Here is a 13747-nt window from a genome sequence, read left to right on the forward strand (position 1 = left end):
ATCAAGGGTACGGCAGACAGCCGGTGCCGCATCCGCCGCTTCAACCTGCGGACGGGGTCAATACGCTGTTGTGATGGCCGCTTTGCGATCCGCCATCATACTCACGGTGCTTTTTTTTCATCAACAGTCATCTGCACCGGCGATGATTCGGCGTGAGCATCAGCACTCCACCCGCCACCCAACGCGGTATAAAGCGTTATCAGATTCGATTGCTGACTAAGCCTGTCGGAGATCAACTGCGTTTGCGCGGTATAGAGCGTTCTTTGCGCCGTCAGCAGGGTGAGGAAACTATCCAGTCCGGCTTTATAGCGGCCAAGTGCCGTGTCGTAATACTTTTGCGCCGCATCGACATACTCCTCATCCGCCGCGAGTTGCTCGTCGTATGTCGCACGCCCGGCCAGCGCATTCGACACTTCCTTGAATGCTGTCTGAATCGCTTTCTCATAATCCGCGACCTCGATCTCCTTTTCGACCTTGGCCACATCGAGCGACGCCTTTAATTCACCGAAACTGAATATGGGGACGGAGATCGATGGTTCGAAAGTCCACGCTCCCGTACCGGCCTTGAATAGCTGCGACAACTGCGAACTGCTCGTGCCAGCATTGGCGGTCAGCGAAATCTTTGGGAAAAATGCGGCGCGTGCGGAACCGACGTAGGCATTCGCAGCCTTCAGCGCATGCTCGGCTTCCATGATATCCGGCCGTCTTATCAGCAACTCGGAGGGGAGTCCGGCCGGTATGTTGGCGAACAGCAAACCATCGTCCAATGCCCGGTCGTCGGGAAACCCCTCCGGGAGCGGTGCGCCGATCGCGGCGATCAAGTTATTACGATCCTGCGCCACCGCGCGCTCATACGAGGCCACGCTCGATTTAGCGCTGCTCAATGACGTGCGCGCTTCTTGCACGTCTTCCATGGCTTCGTTGCCGAGCTGCGCCGCCTTTAGCGTTGTTTCATACGTCTCCTGGTTGGAGATCATCGTCTTGCGTGCGACGTTCAACAACGCGCGGTCCGACAGCCAGGTCAGATAGTCCGTGGCGGTAGTCGAGACCAGACTGAGCTGTGTGCTGCGGCGCGCTGCATCTGTCGACAGGTAATTTTCCAACGCCTGGCGCTTCAAACTACGCAACCGTCCGAAGAAGTCGATCTCCCACGAAGACATCCCCAAGCTGACGTCACTCGAGCCACTTGTCACGCCTGACGAGTGTGATCGGGTGTTCGTCCCCGTGACGCTGATGGACGGCCCCAGGTCCGCACGCGCAATGCGGTACTGCGCTTCGTATTCGGCGACTTGCAAGGCGGCCACCCGCAGATCGCGGTTGTTCTGCAGTGTCAACGTGATCAACTGGCGCAAGTACGGATCGAGCATGAACGCTTGCCAGTCAGCGAGAACGGGGGCAGTGGTCTGGTCGTTGTTCGTACTCGCCTCGTCGGCCGCGAGACGCGCGGTAGGTGCGGGCTGCCCCGCCGTGCCACGAACGGTGGCCACACCGCCGGACGGATCATATTGTGTCGACATGGGAGCAGCAGGCCGATGATAAGTCGGATCCATGCTGCAGCCCGCCATGATCATCGCTGTGGTGATTCCGGCGAGGGTGAGCGCTGCGCATCGTGCGCTTTTGCGCCACACGTACGTCGCGCCGCTGCCCTTGGCGCCGAGTGCGTTAGGTTGAGCCATTTTCAAGCTATTTTTCATACGCATCATGTTTGCTCCCGTCGGCCGTTTTCGCCGAGCGCGTTCTCCGGGCCGTCGTGGTGCGTGCCGTCGCTATCATCTTCGTCATCCTGTTCCGCATGCGAGGTAGCAACCGTTTTGCCGGAGAAGCGTCTTACCACGACGAAAAACACCGGGACAAGCAGCACCGCCAGCACCGTGGCAGCGATCATGCCACCGAGTACGCCAGTCCCAAGAGCCTGGCGGCTTGCAGCGCCGGCACCGGAGGCAAGTACCATCGGCAGCACACCAAAGCCGAATGCCAGTGATGTCATCAGAATGGGACGCAATCTGAGATGCGCGGCCTCGATCGCCGATTCGATCAAGCCACGCCCTTGCTCTTGCAGGGTCTTTGCATATTCGACAATCAGAATCGCATTTTTGGTGGCCAGGCCGACCGTCGTCAATAACCCGACCTTGAAATAGATATCGTCATCGAGCCCTCGTAAATGGGCTGCCGCCAACGCACCGACAATGCCTAACGGCACCACGAGGATGACCGAGATGGGAACCGACCAGCTTTCGTACAAGCCGGCAAGGCATAGGAAAACCACGACAAGCGACAACGCGTACAGATACATCGCCTGTGAACCCGCAAGGCTTTCCTGATATGACTCGCCGGTCCATTCCATGCCGATGCCCTGGGGCAGCTTCGCCACCAGTTTTTCGATCTCGTCCATTGCCTGACCCGAGCTGACCCCATCAGGTACTTGCGCGGACATTTCCGACGCCAGCACACGGTTGTATCGCTCTATTTGCGGCGAGCCATAGGTCCAGTGCCCGGTTGCGAAAGCGGAGAAGGGCACCATTACGGAATCGTAGTTCGTCGTGCTGCTGGTCGACGTACTCGATGAGCTGGAGGAGGTCGACGAGGACGACGAGGACGACGACGTGGTGCTGGACGTTGCGTTCGAACTATTCGTGGATGCCGTAGACATCACATACCAGGTTCCGATGTCGAACGGCATCATGCGATATTGCGCGTCGCCCTGAACGTACACCTTCTGAATGCGGCCCGTATCGACATAGTTGTTGACATACGAAGATCCAAATGCAGTCTGCAATGTGTCGTTGATGTTCGCCGCAGTGACGCCCATCGCCGCCGCTTTGAGATAATCGATATCGACTTCATATTGCGGTTGATCGGCCATGCCTTGTGATCGGACCGTACCGAGCAAGGGATTTTTCGCCGCGGCGGCGACCAACTCCTCACGGGCCTTCGCCAACGCCGTGGCGCCCGCGCCGGCTTGGTCTTCCAGCTCGAAGTCGAGTCCGCTGTAATTCCCGAGCGACTGGATGGCGGGCGGATTCATGACAAAAATCTGGGCGGCTTTCTGGCCGAAGAAATGGCGGTTCGCGGCGTTGATGAGCGCTTGCGCCGACTCTTTTCCGCTACGCTCGCTCCAGTCCTTCAGCCGAACGAAAGCCATTGCGTTGTTCTGACCGGAGCCGTTAAAGCTGAATCCACCCAGCATGATGATCTTATCCACGCCTGGGGTCTTCAGGTAGTAATCCTCGACTTGACGGGTTACGACGTCGGTCTGGTTTGCGGAGCTGCCGGGTGGCAGGGCAATGGCAGTAATGAAAAAGCCTTGATCTTCCGTCGGAAAGAATGAACTCGGCAATTTCCAGTACATAAGACCGGCAATGACGCAGATCACCCCATACGCAAGGAATGACCGGAGCGGGCGGGCGATCAGTCCGCTAACCCAACCGCTATAGCGTCGACTGCCATTTTCAAACTTGCGATCGAACCATGCGAAGAAGCCTTTCCGATGATGTTCGTCCTTTGCCGGTTTCAACAGCGCCGCGCAGAGCGCGGGTGTCAACGTCAGCGCGAGCACCACGGACAGGACCATTGCCGCGGTGATGGTGATCGAGAATTGCCGATATACCGCACCAGTCGACCCGGACATGAAAGCCATCGGTATGAATACCGCGACCAGGACGGCCGTGACGCCGACCAACGCGCCCCCGATCTGCCCCATTGCCTTTGCCGTGGCTTTCGCCGGGCTAAGCCGCTCTTCGCGTAATATCCGCTCGACGTTTTCCACGACGACGATCGCGTCATCGACTAGAAGACCGATCGCCAGCACCATCGCGAACAGCGACAGGACGTTGATCGTAAAGCCAAACACGGACATCAACCCGAACGTGCCGAGCAGCGCGACGGGCACTACGACGGTCGGGATGATGGTGGCCCGGAGGCTTCCCAAGAACAGGTACATGACGAAGAACACCAATACCACGGCTTCAACCAGCGTCTTGACCACTTCGCTGACCGATATCGAGATAAATGGCGTCGTGTCGTAAGGGTAGTCGATGGCCACGCTTGACGGCAGTTGCTTCTGCAAGGACGCCATCTTCGCCTTCACGGCCTTCGCTACGTTCAACGCGTTGGCGCCGGTGGACATTTCCACGGCCAGCGTTGCCGCAGGCTTGCCGTTCACGCGTGATGTCGTATCGTACGAATCGCCGCCGACCTCGATGCGCGCCACATCCTTGAGATAGACGCGCGAACCGTCGGTATTGACGCGAAGCAGGATATTGCCAAAGTCACCGGTACTTTTCAGGATGCCTTTGGAGGTGATCGTGGCGTTGATGACTTGCTGACTGGTTGCAGGCGTGCCACCGATCTGGCCGAGAGACAACTGCGTGTTCTGATTCGTGATTGCAGTAGTCACATCGCTTGTCATCAGCCCGTAGCTGCGGAGCTTGCGCGGATCAAGCCAAATACGCATTGAGTGTTGCGCACCGAACAGCTTGACGTCGCCCACGCCGCTGATCTGCGTCAGCGGGTCCTCGATGCGGGTAGCAATCAGATTGCCGAGATCCACATCGTTCATGCTGCCATCGGTGGACGATAGCGACACCATCATCAAGAAACTACTGCTGGCTTTCGAGACCTGAACGCCCTGGTTCTGCACGGCGGTAGGGAGCGATGCGTTTGCCTCCTGAACCTTGTTCTGAACCTGCATTGCCGCAACGTCGGCATTTGTCCCGGCCTTGAAGCTGAGCGTGATCTGCGAGGTTCCGGCCGAGCTGCTCGTCGATGACATGTACAGCAGATTATCCAGGCCGCTCAAGTCCTGTTCAATCACCTGTGTAACCGTGGTGGCGACCGTATCGGCTGATGCGCCCGGATACGTGGCCGTGATCTTGATCGTGGGTGGCGCGATGGTGGGATATTGCTCCACGGGGAGCGTCATCACGGCCGCCCCCCCCAGCATCATGATGACGATCGCAAAAACGCAGGCGAGAATAGGCCGGTGAATAAAGAATCGGGACATCTCGCCTCCTTAGTGCGACGTCGTGCCGGTACCGCTGACGGCACTGGCACTACTGGTAGGAAGCGGAGCGGTTGCTGCCGAAGCAGCCTCTGGGCCGGACGCCGACGTGGCTGGAACGGCCTGTTGCTCGACCGGCTTCACCGTCATGCCGGCGCCGAGAGACTGCAATCCGTCGAGGATCACACGGTCCCCTGCCTGCAATCCCTTTGTGACGATCCACTGGTTGCCATAAGCGGTATCCGCGCTGACGTTCCGGCTGACAACCTTGTTATTGCCGTCCACGATCAATACCGTTGACTGGCCACCAGGGCCACGCGTCACCACGGATTGGGGCACGAGAAGGGCATTGTCTTGAACGCCTTCGCTGAAAGAGGCGCTGACGAACATGCCTGGCAGCAGTTCATGTTGCGGATTCGGGAAGACCGAGCGCAGTGTCACCGAGCCAGTGGTGGTGTCCACCGAAATATCGGAGAACTGCAACGTGCCCTTTATCGGATATTCCGCCCCGTCTTCGGTGGTCAATGTCACGGCGGCCGATGCCGGTGTGATGCGTCCCGCCGCAATCGCCTTGCGCAGGCGCAGACCATCGGCACTGGAGCGCGTCACATCGAGGTACATGGTGTCGATCGACTGGATCGTCGCGAGTGCCGTGGTCTGGTCCGCAGTGACCAAGGCGCCCGCCGTCACCGACGACTTGCCGATGCGTCCGCTGATCGGCGCGACGATCCGGGTGCGCGCCAGATTGACGCGTGCCGTTTCCAACGAGCCGCGGTCGGAGATGACGTCGGCCTCTGCCTCGCGCGCCGAGGCGACGTAGTTCTCGAGGTCCTGTTGGCTGACGCCGTTGATTTTTATCAACGCTTGATAACGCTGGGCAGTGATTTCTGCCGCGCGTGCGGTTGCTTCTGCTTTCAGCAGGGTGCCGCGAGCGGTGTCATAGCTGGCCTGGTAACTTGCCGGGTCGAGCTGGTAAAGCGGTTGCCCGGCTTTGACGGTTGCCCCTTCCGTAAAAAGGCGTTTTTGCACGATCCCGTCTACCTGGGGACGCACATCGGCATCTTCGAAGGCTGACAAGCGTCCCGATAACGTGTCGACAATCGTGATGCTGCGCGGCTGAAGCGTTTGAACAGTGACAGTGGGTGCCTGGCGTGGTGGGCCACCGGGCATGGATTGCGACGTGGATTTGCCGCAGCCGGACAGTGTGGCCGCCACGGCGACACAACTGACAAGTAGCGTCGCATAGTGGTTACGACGCTGCGTGGTCTTTTTTGATTCGAATTGCATACGGCTAACGCCCCCTCTCGGCATGAGTGCAGCTTTCCGGGCTGCCGCGCGTCAGGGGCCTCCCGGCTGGCCAGGCAGACCCTGACCAGCTAAACAGCGAAGATTACAGGATAGAGCCTTACAGAAGCTTAGTCGGCCGTTACCAGGTGTAATGAAGGGAAATAGAAAGAAGCAGCAGCGATGCCGCCGATGGCCACGCCTCTGATCAACGCATGGGGAAAGACAGCGAGACGCGCAGTCCGCCACCTTGGTTTTTACGCACATTCGTAAGCGTCATGTCGGCGTCGTAGGAACGTGCCAAGCGTCGAACGATGGCCAGGCCCAGGCCGGAGTGGGCGCTGTCGCCACGGGCCGCGTCGAGCCGAACAAAGGGGCGTTGCACCCGTTCGATATCGGTTTGCGGAATGCCGGGGCCGTGATCGCGAACCGCAAGCGTGAAGCATCCAGCGGCACGGCGTGTCTCGATAACCAAGGGAGGGGCGCCGTAGGCAAAGCCGTTCTCGATCAAATTCGACAAAATGCGGTCGATATCAACGGTCGGTAATTTGAACGAGGCCCCCGCCTGGAGATCGACGAGAATCAGGGGCGGTTCGTGCGCTGGGTCGCTCGCATCACGCGCGTCGTCAGCGGCGGGCGCATGGGATTCCGCCACGACGACTCCGGATGCGTCTTCCCGACCATATCGTTGCTCGCATAAGACATCGACCGAGGTTAATTCGATGCCGGGGCCGCCCATCGTCGTCGTGAGCGTGCCATCACCCTGCGCACGATTGGACTCGCTGCCGGCAAATGCCAGGAATTGCGAGACGATGCGTGACATCGCGGCGGTGTCATTGAGAAAGCCGTGTTGCATGCGGTCGTCGCCAATCAGTGCTGCACGCACTTGCATTCGCGCCAGTGGCGCGCGCAGGTCGTGCGCCACGCCAGCCAGCATGATGGCCCGTTCCTGGTCCGCATCACAGATGTCGCGTGTCATCTGGTTGAAGTCGGTGATCAAGCTTTTGACTTCGCTGGGTCCGGCGGCGACGACCGGTGCGGGGCGGATGCCGATGCGCAGATCCCGCGCCGCACGGGCCAAGCGACGCAACGGCCGTTGAATTTGCCACGCGCCCAGCAACGCGAACGCGACGGCCAGTGCGAGCATCATCGCCGACGCGCCAATCAGACGTTCAACCGCCGGCGAATCAACCGGCACGCGCAGCCATCGTTTCGCGTCGCCGTAGCGTAGCCAGATTTGCGATGTATGCTTGTCAAGCACGACGCGGCTGTCCGGGGGGAGTTGGCCGCGCAACTGACCGAACACGTCATCGGTTGTATCGGCGCACCCGTCTGGGCAGCCCGGCGGATAGCCATTCGGTCCGGCGTCGACAAAGTTGAAGCGCAATGTTGCGGCCATCGCGTCTTGTTGTGCCTCGGACAACTTCGGCCCGCTGTTGCTGGTTGCGGCGCCATAGACGACCGCCGACACGCGGGCAATGTGCGTAGCCTCGATTCGGGCGTGTTGTCGGCCGACCACGAAAATCCAGATCCACTGGGTCAGCATCAGTAGAACGATCGCCAGTAGCGCGTAACGAACAAAAACGGTGTTCAGGCGTTTGATGCCTCGTCGCAGGCGGCTGTTGATGCGTGGCAAGGCGGGCCGACTGCTCATTGCAGGGCTCCCGGCGCATGTAAGGTCGCGCGGTCTGCGTGCGATGTATCTTGTTCCATCGGAGGCGGTACGAACATGTAGCCCGCATTACGAATCGTCTGAATAATTTCCGGACGCGCGGGATCACGTTCCAAGATTCGGCGTAGCCTGAATATTGGAACGTCGATGCCGCGTTCGCTTGCCGCTGCATGGCCGCCATGCCATAGCGACAATAGCCTTGGTCGGGACAATGCCTCGTGCGGATGACGTGCTAATACGCTTAATAATGTGAATTCACTATTGGTCAGTCGAATCGTTTCGCCGTCGCGTTGCAGTCTTCGCATCACGAAATCGAGGGTGAACCGACCAAAGCAGAATTGCGCGGCGCTTTGCGCCATCACTGGATAAGAATGCGCCGTCGTGGCGACTGGTGCGCGCACCGTTTCGTGCGCTGGCCACGGCACAGTGCCATCTGTTTGGGAGTGACGTGCAGCGAGTTCCGGGATATGACGATGGCGACGTAAAACCGCCTGTATCCGCGCCAGCAGTTCCTGTGGCATGAAGGGCTTGCCGACGTAGTCATCGGCACCGGATTCGAGCCCGACGATACGGTCTACACCTTCATCACGGGCGGTCAGCATGATTACCGGGGTGGCGTCGCCGGATGCGCGTAGCGCGCGCAATGCCTGCAGGCCGTCCACGCCCGGCATCATGAGGTCGAGTACGACGATTGACGGACGCAGTCGCGCAACGTGTCCCGACAGGTCGGTGGCATCCGGCTGCGTCGCAACGCGGATCTGGCGCGACGTGAAGAAGGTCTCCATCAAGGCACGCAATGCGGCATCGTCGTCAATCAACAGGACACTACACGGGATATCGAGCATCGGTTCATACCCAGGCCTGCCTGGGCGCGTTTGTCACAGGCGTTCAAGGATAACTGACGAATGCAGACCCGTTGTTGCGTAAATGAATCTGGATCAGGCGATTTGTAAGAATCGGAAATAAACAGGGGTTGGTGGTGTTGCCTCGTAATACAGTTGTAATGCTGCGCCGCCAAAAGGGCGTCGGTGGTGTCCTACGTGCGTATCAGAGCGTGTAGGACATTTTTTTTTGGTGTGCCTGTTAATCTATTCTCAGAAAGGCCAGCAGGGCCTCTCGCAACGATAGACAGGAGACTTTCATGAACAAGGCACAAACGGAAGGCATCAAGGACCAAGTCAAGGGCAAGGTCAACGAAGTCGTTGGTAAGGTCACTGGTGACAAGGCGCAGCAGGCCAAGGGCAATCTGCAACAGGCAGCCGGCAAGACCGAGAAGGCTGCGGGTGATGCGGTGGAACAGTCGAAGAAGACGCACTGATCGATCCCTGACGATCACAGTGGAATAACCGTGTAATGACGTTCAAACGCGCCTTCGGCGCGTTTTTTTTGGTGCCGCGAGGCAGGTTGTTTCTCGTCTACGGCCCCGTTTCCTTTCACGGCAAAGCGATCAATGTACGGTTGCGCCGCCACGGTCAGTCACTGGCATGCGATCGGACCACTTCCGATGTAGGAACGTTCTCGCTATGCGGATGCAACGTGAAGTCGAAATCGATCGATGCAAAGGCGGTTTCCACGCCGTGCTCGTCCATTGATTTTGCATCGCCGACACGTGTGATCTTTGGAACCAGACCATCCCGTGTGGCAAACGCGAAGTCATCCCACAAATAAGGATCGCCATCGATGTTGATCTGCGTCGTCAGCTTGCGATGGCCGTGTGCGGAGACGAAGAAGTGGATGTGCGCGGGACGGGTACCATGCCGCCCGAGTTGTCGAAGCAAGGTATCGGTTGAACCACCGGGTGGCACGCTATAACCTACCGGCATGATCGTGCGAAAGCGGTATCGCCCTGCTGCATCCGTGCGGATACTGCGCCGCAGGTTGAAGGGACTCTGCGTGGAATCGAAGAAAGAGTAGTTTCCAAGTCGGTTGGCATGCCAGACCTCGACCAATGCGTTTGCCAGTGGCTTGCCGTTGATATCGGACACGGTGCCTTGCATGAAGAGAATTTCGCCTTCTTCCTGGCCGTCGTCGAGGCGCGCTTCACCGATTGTCTCGGGCGCGCCGGCGACGTATAACGGTCCTTCGATCGTGCGCGGCGTGCCGCCTGCAATGCCCGCCTTGGCTTCGGCTTCGTCCATACGCAGATCGAGGAAATGCTCGAATCCAAGGCCTGCGGCGATCAGGCCGAATTCGTTGTTTCTACCTGCTTGGGCAAGATAGTCGAGTGCATGCCAAAACTCTGCAGGCTGGACATCCAAGTCTTCGATCGTATAGAAGAGATCGCGCACGACCCGATTCACGATGGTTTTGACACGTTCGTTACCCGGGCCTTTTTCAACACCGGTAATGGAAGAGAGAATGGCATCGATGGCTTGGCGATTCATATGATGTCTCCTATGAGAGAGGGCTTTTCTAGTTATGAGGGGTTACCGATCGTCATCGTGGATCGATGAGGGATGGCGGCATAGCGGCCGCACGTCTATCTTCATATAGGGAAAAAGGGGCAGGGACATCAGCGTGTCGTGAAGCTGGGTGTTGTCGGCGACATCGAATATGCTGACGTTCGCGTATTTTCCTGTTACGCGCCACAGGTGACGCCACACACCGCGACGCTGCAATCCCTGCGCAATATCGCGTTCGCGCGCCTTCAGGGCATTGGCATCGGCCTCCGGCATATCATGTGGCAGACATACTTCCATATTGACGATGAACAGCATCAGCGGTGTCTCCTTGATGTGGGGCGATTACGTCGAAGACCTGCTGCCGTCGCGGCGGAAACGCGCAACTTTTTCGTCGTCGAGGACGATGCCGAGACCGGGGCCTTGCGGCAGGTGTAACGCGAAATCCTTGTAGACCAGCGGCTCCGTCAGGATCTCTTCAGTCAGGAGCAGCGGACCAAATAGTTCGCTGCCCCATGCCAGGGAGTCGAAGGTGGCGCAAAGATGCGCGGTGGCGATCGTACCGATCGGGCCTTCCAGCATGGTGCCGCCATACAGATCAATATTGCCGGCGCGGGCAATGGCAGCGACATGCGCGGCTTCCAGCAGACCACCTGATTGGGCAATTTTGAGTGCAAAGACGTCGGCGGCATGGTCGACGGCCAGCGCAAAGGCGTCGGCAGTGCCGTGCAGCGCTTCGTCCGCCATGATGGGCACCCGCGCCAGGTCAGTCAGTCGCTTCAGGCCTCGCCTGTTGGAGGCGGAGATTGGCTGCTCGACAAGCTCGACGCCGGCATCGGCGAGCATGGCAATGCCGCTGACGGCCTGCGTTTCGGTCCATGCTTGATTCAAATCGACACGAATGCGCGCGCCGCCGCTCAGTGCCCGCTGGATTTCAGCACAATGCCGTACGTCATCCACCACCGATCGCGCGCCAATCTTGAGCTTGAACACGCAATGCCGACGCGCTTCCAGCATTTGCTCGGCCTCGGCGATATCACGCGACGTGTCGCCGCTTGCGAGTGTCCACGCCACCGCCAGCGCGTCGTGTTGCGCTCCTCCGAATAGCATCGATAATGGGACGTTCAGCCGTTTTGCGGTTGCATCGAACAGCGCTGTTTCCAATGCGCACTTGGCAAAGCGATTGCCTTGCGCGCTTTTCCGCACGGGCGCCATTAATTTCAGGACGCTGCCCATTTCCTTTCCCACGAGCAGCGGTGCGAGATAGGTATCGATATTGACCTTGATGCTTTCCGGGCTCTCTTCGCCATAACTCAAGCCTCCGATAGTTGTTGCTTCGCCCAGGCCAATAGTGCCGTCGGAAAGCCGGATGCGGACGATCACCAGCGTCTGGCCGCGCATTACCGCGACGGAAAGGCGGTGCGGCCGGATCGTGGGGACGTCCAGAAGCAGGGTTTCCACTGAGTCGATTGTTGCTGTCGAAGGTATCATCGTGATTGCCTTGGCTGTTTCACCATGATAAAAACGCCGAGAGCACGTTGTCCAACACCGGCTAAGCATATTTTGATACTTTGAAGGTATGAAGAATGGAGTTGCGTCATCTGCGGTATTTCGTGGCTGTGGCAACCACGCAAAACTTCACGCGTGCCGCGGAGATGCTGAACATCTCTCAGCCGCCGTTGTCCCGACAGATCCAGCAGATCGAAGAAGAGATTGGAGCGCGACTGTTCGAGCGCGGCAGCCGGCCCGTGAAGCTGACCGAAGCCGGCCGTTTCTTTTTGGGACAGGCCAGGCGATTATTGGAGCAGGCCGATGATCTGCCGAAGCTGACGCGTCGTGCCGCCCATGTAGAAAGTCGGCTGGTGATTGGTTTTGTCGGGTCGACACTCTATGGCGCCGTACCAACCGTGGTGCGCCGCTTTCGCGTGGCGTGCCCGCATACCGAGGTGTCGTTGGTCGAGATGTCGACGGTCGATCAATTGAAGGCCTTGCACTCAGGGGCAATCGATGTCGGCTTTGGCCGTATCCGACTCGATGACGTATCGGTCAAGCGGGTCGTATTGCGCGATGAGCGCTTGTTGGCGGCGCTTCCTGATGATCATCCGCTTTGTGGCGTTGGGCCGCTAACCCTTGCACAGCTCGCACGCGAGACGTTGGTCGTGTATCCGCGTCGTCCTCGACCGAGCTACGCCGATCAGGTACTGTCCGCGTTCAAGGATCAAGGGCTGGAGCCGGAAGAAATTCATGAGGTGCAAGAGCTGCAGACAGCGCTGGGGTTCGTCGCCGCCGGAATGGGCGTTGCGCTGGTTCCCATGAGCGTGGAGCGACTGCGCCGTGATGACGTCGTCTATCGGTCGCTCGCCGATGCCTCGGTCGTCTCACCGATTATCATGAGTACCCGTCTCGCTGACGAGTCCGAAGAGTTGGAAATCTTGAAGCGGTTGATCGAAGCGATCTACGCTTAAAGGCCAGTTCAAAAAGGCCGCTGCGTTCGGTTGAAGATGTTCCAGCACACGAGTGAGCAGGCAAGTTTGAGGAATGCTTCATGAATGTCAGATCGGCGTTCGAAGCGAATGCGAAGACGACGGAATCCATGGAGCCACGAATGAGTCCGTTCGACGACCCAACGGAATTTTCCGAGGCCGCTGCCGTGTTCGGTGCGGCGCCTGGCGATGACCGGTCTAATGCCGCGTTCGCGAAGTCGGCGGCGATGCGAGTCGGAGTCGTAGCCACGGTCAGCGTAGACGACCTTGGGCTTGCGAAGCGGTCGGCCGCGAGTGCCGCGAATCGGTGGGATAGCGTCGACCAGCGGTATCAGTTGCGTGACATCGTTGCGGTTCGCGCCGCTCAGGATTGCGCTGACAGGAACGCCGTTCGCGTCTACAAGGATGTGGTGTTTGGACCCTGGTCGCGCACGATCGGTGGGGTTTGGCCCAGTTTTTGGCCTGCCCCAACGGCTCGCACGGACGATGAATCGACAGCCGCATATGAGAAATCGAGCTGGCCTGATTCGCGCAGCTTGTCGAGCAGCAGCCCGTGCAGCTTGTCCCACACCCCGGCCCGCTGCCAGTCGCGCAACCGACGCCAGCAAGTCGCTCCAGAGCCGAAACCCAACCGGGTCGGCAGATGGTTCCATCGCATCCCTGTTTTAAGCACGAGCAGTATGCCATTGAGTGCGGCACGCTCCGAAAGCGGCCGACGCCCGGGGTATCGCTTGCGTCGCGGCTTGGGCCGTGGAAGTAGCGGCTCGATCAGTGCCCACAGCTCATCATCGATGATAGGTGCTGACATTCCTTGATCCGTTGTTCAGGCATCCAAGGTTAACCGTTTCACGGGAAAGTAAACAGCCCCTCCGGGCTCTTTTTGAACTGGCCTTTTAAAGCGTTTGTTCGA

At 59.0% G+C, this 13747-nt stretch carries 12 protein-coding genes; 2 read left to right on the top strand and 10 right to left on the bottom strand.

The genetic code is table 11. The features are described 5' to 3' along the window. Positions 1–101: 101 nt before the first annotated feature. From WM40_RS14985 to WM40_RS15005, 5 genes are all read right to left on the bottom strand, one after another. Positions 102–1571 (bottom strand): efflux transporter outer membrane subunit, encoded by a 1470-nt coding sequence (locus WM40_RS14985; protein ID WP_036009619.1) that lies wholly within the window; start codon positions 1569–1571, stop codon positions 102–104. A 128-nt stretch (positions 1572–1699) separates the two neighbouring features. Further along, positions 1700–5002 (bottom strand): efflux RND transporter permease subunit, encoded by a 3303-nt coding sequence (locus WM40_RS14990; RefSeq protein WP_082102784.1) that lies wholly within the window; start codon positions 5000–5002, stop codon positions 1700–1702. Between the two features lie 9 nt (positions 5003–5011). After that, positions 5012–6286 carry an efflux RND transporter periplasmic adaptor subunit gene (locus WM40_RS14995; protein ID WP_024903309.1) on the bottom strand — a complete coding sequence of 425 codons (1275 nt, stop codon included), beginning with the start codon at positions 6284–6286 and terminating at the stop codon, positions 5012–5014. Positions 6287–6491: 205 nt separating this feature from the next. Then, a complete protein-coding gene (locus tag WM40_RS15000; RefSeq protein ID WP_081764898.1) occupies positions 6492–7937 on the bottom strand; it encodes an ATP-binding protein in 1446 nt (481 codons plus the stop codon). Continuing rightward, positions 7934–8800 (bottom strand): response regulator, encoded by an 867-nt coding sequence (locus WM40_RS15005; RefSeq protein ID WP_046153251.1) that lies wholly within the window; start codon positions 8798–8800, stop codon positions 7934–7936. Before WM40_RS15005 ends, WM40_RS15000 begins: the two co-directional genes overlap by 4 nt. A gap of 296 nt (positions 8801–9096) precedes the next feature. On the opposite strand from WM40_RS15005, the gene WM40_RS15010 reads away from it, so the two are divergent. After that, complete coding sequence (locus WM40_RS15010) at positions 9097–9273, top strand: CsbD family protein (protein ID WP_024903306.1); 177 nt, start codon at positions 9097–9099, stop codon at positions 9271–9273. 154 nt (positions 9274–9427) lie between these two features. Here WM40_RS15010 and catA read toward each other — a convergent pair whose 3' ends face one another. Genes catA through WM40_RS15025 form a run of 3 tightly spaced genes read right to left on the bottom strand, consistent with a single transcriptional unit; the run spans position 9428 to position 11845 of the window. Further along, positions 9428–10339, bottom strand: a complete 912-nt coding sequence (gene catA, locus WM40_RS15015) for a catechol 1,2-dioxygenase (protein ID WP_024903305.1) — start codon at positions 10337–10339, stop codon at positions 9428–9430. A gap of 42 nt (positions 10340–10381) precedes the next feature. Beyond that, entirely contained in the window at positions 10382–10672 is a 291-nt protein-coding gene (gene catC, locus WM40_RS15020) for a muconolactone Delta-isomerase (RefSeq protein ID WP_024903304.1), read from the bottom strand. Between the two features lie 27 nt (positions 10673–10699). Beyond that, positions 10700–11845, bottom strand: coding sequence for a muconate/chloromuconate family cycloisomerase (locus WM40_RS15025; protein WP_046153252.1), 1146 nt, complete (start codon positions 11843–11845; stop codon positions 10700–10702). A 95-nt stretch (positions 11846–11940) separates the two neighbouring features. Between WM40_RS15025 and WM40_RS15030 the strand changes: the two genes are divergently transcribed. Next, positions 11941–12819: a LysR family transcriptional regulator gene (locus WM40_RS15030; RefSeq protein WP_024903302.1), complete on the top strand. Its 879-nt coding sequence runs from the start codon at positions 11941–11943 to the stop codon at positions 12817–12819. An 8-nt stretch (positions 12820–12827) separates the two neighbouring features. Here WM40_RS15030 and WM40_RS32515 read toward each other — a convergent pair whose 3' ends face one another. Both WM40_RS32515 and WM40_RS32520 read right to left on the bottom strand, forming a co-directional pair. Further along, on the bottom strand, positions 12828–13343 hold the full coding sequence (locus tag WM40_RS32515; RefSeq protein ID WP_413783807.1) for an IS5 family transposase: 516 nt from the start codon (positions 13341–13343) through the stop codon (positions 12828–12830). Beyond that, entirely contained in the window at positions 13235–13645 is a 411-nt protein-coding gene (locus tag WM40_RS32520; protein WP_413783806.1) for a transposase, read from the bottom strand. The genes WM40_RS32515 and WM40_RS32520 overlap by 109 nt, the downstream gene beginning before the upstream one ends. Positions 13646–13747 lie beyond the last annotated feature (102 nt).

It is taken from the genome of Robbsia andropogonis (assembly GCF_000970345.1).
Lineage (GTDB): Bacteria > Pseudomonadota > Gammaproteobacteria > Burkholderiales > Burkholderiaceae > Robbsia > Robbsia andropogonis.

Coding starts and splice junctions, on each gene's coding strand:
- WM40_RS14985 (WP_036009619.1), bottom strand. CDS start 1,571: ATGATCATGGCGGGCTGCAGCATGGATCCGACTTATCATCGGCCTGCT.
- WM40_RS14990 (WP_082102784.1), bottom strand. CDS start 5,002: ATGTCCCGATTCTTTATTCACCGGCCTATTCTCGCCTGCGTTTTTGCG.
- WM40_RS14995 (WP_024903309.1), bottom strand. CDS start 6,286: ATGCAATTCGAATCAAAAAAGACCACGCAGCGTCGTAACCACTATGCG.
- WM40_RS15000 (WP_081764898.1), bottom strand. CDS start 7,937: ATGAGCAGTCGGCCCGCCTTGCCACGCATCAACAGCCGCCTGCGACGA.
- WM40_RS15005 (WP_046153251.1), bottom strand. CDS start 8,800: ATGCTCGATATCCCGTGTAGTGTCCTGTTGATTGACGACGATGCCGCA.
- WM40_RS15010 (WP_024903306.1), top strand. CDS start 9,097: ATGAACAAGGCACAAACGGAAGGCATCAAGGACCAAGTCAAGGGCAAG.
- catA (WP_024903305.1), bottom strand. CDS start 10,339: ATGAATCGCCAAGCCATCGATGCCATTCTCTCTTCCATTACCGGTGTT.
- catC (WP_024903304.1), bottom strand. CDS start 10,672: ATGCTGTTCATCGTCAATATGGAAGTATGTCTGCCACATGATATGCCG.
- WM40_RS15025 (WP_046153252.1), bottom strand. CDS start 11,845: ATGATACCTTCGACAGCAACAATCGACTCAGTGGAAACCCTGCTTCTG.
- WM40_RS15030 (WP_024903302.1), top strand. CDS start 11,941: ATGGAGTTGCGTCATCTGCGGTATTTCGTGGCTGTGGCAACCACGCAA.
- WM40_RS32520 (WP_413783806.1), bottom strand. CDS start 13,645: ATGTCAGCACCTATCATCGATGATGAGCTGTGGGCACTGATCGAGCCG.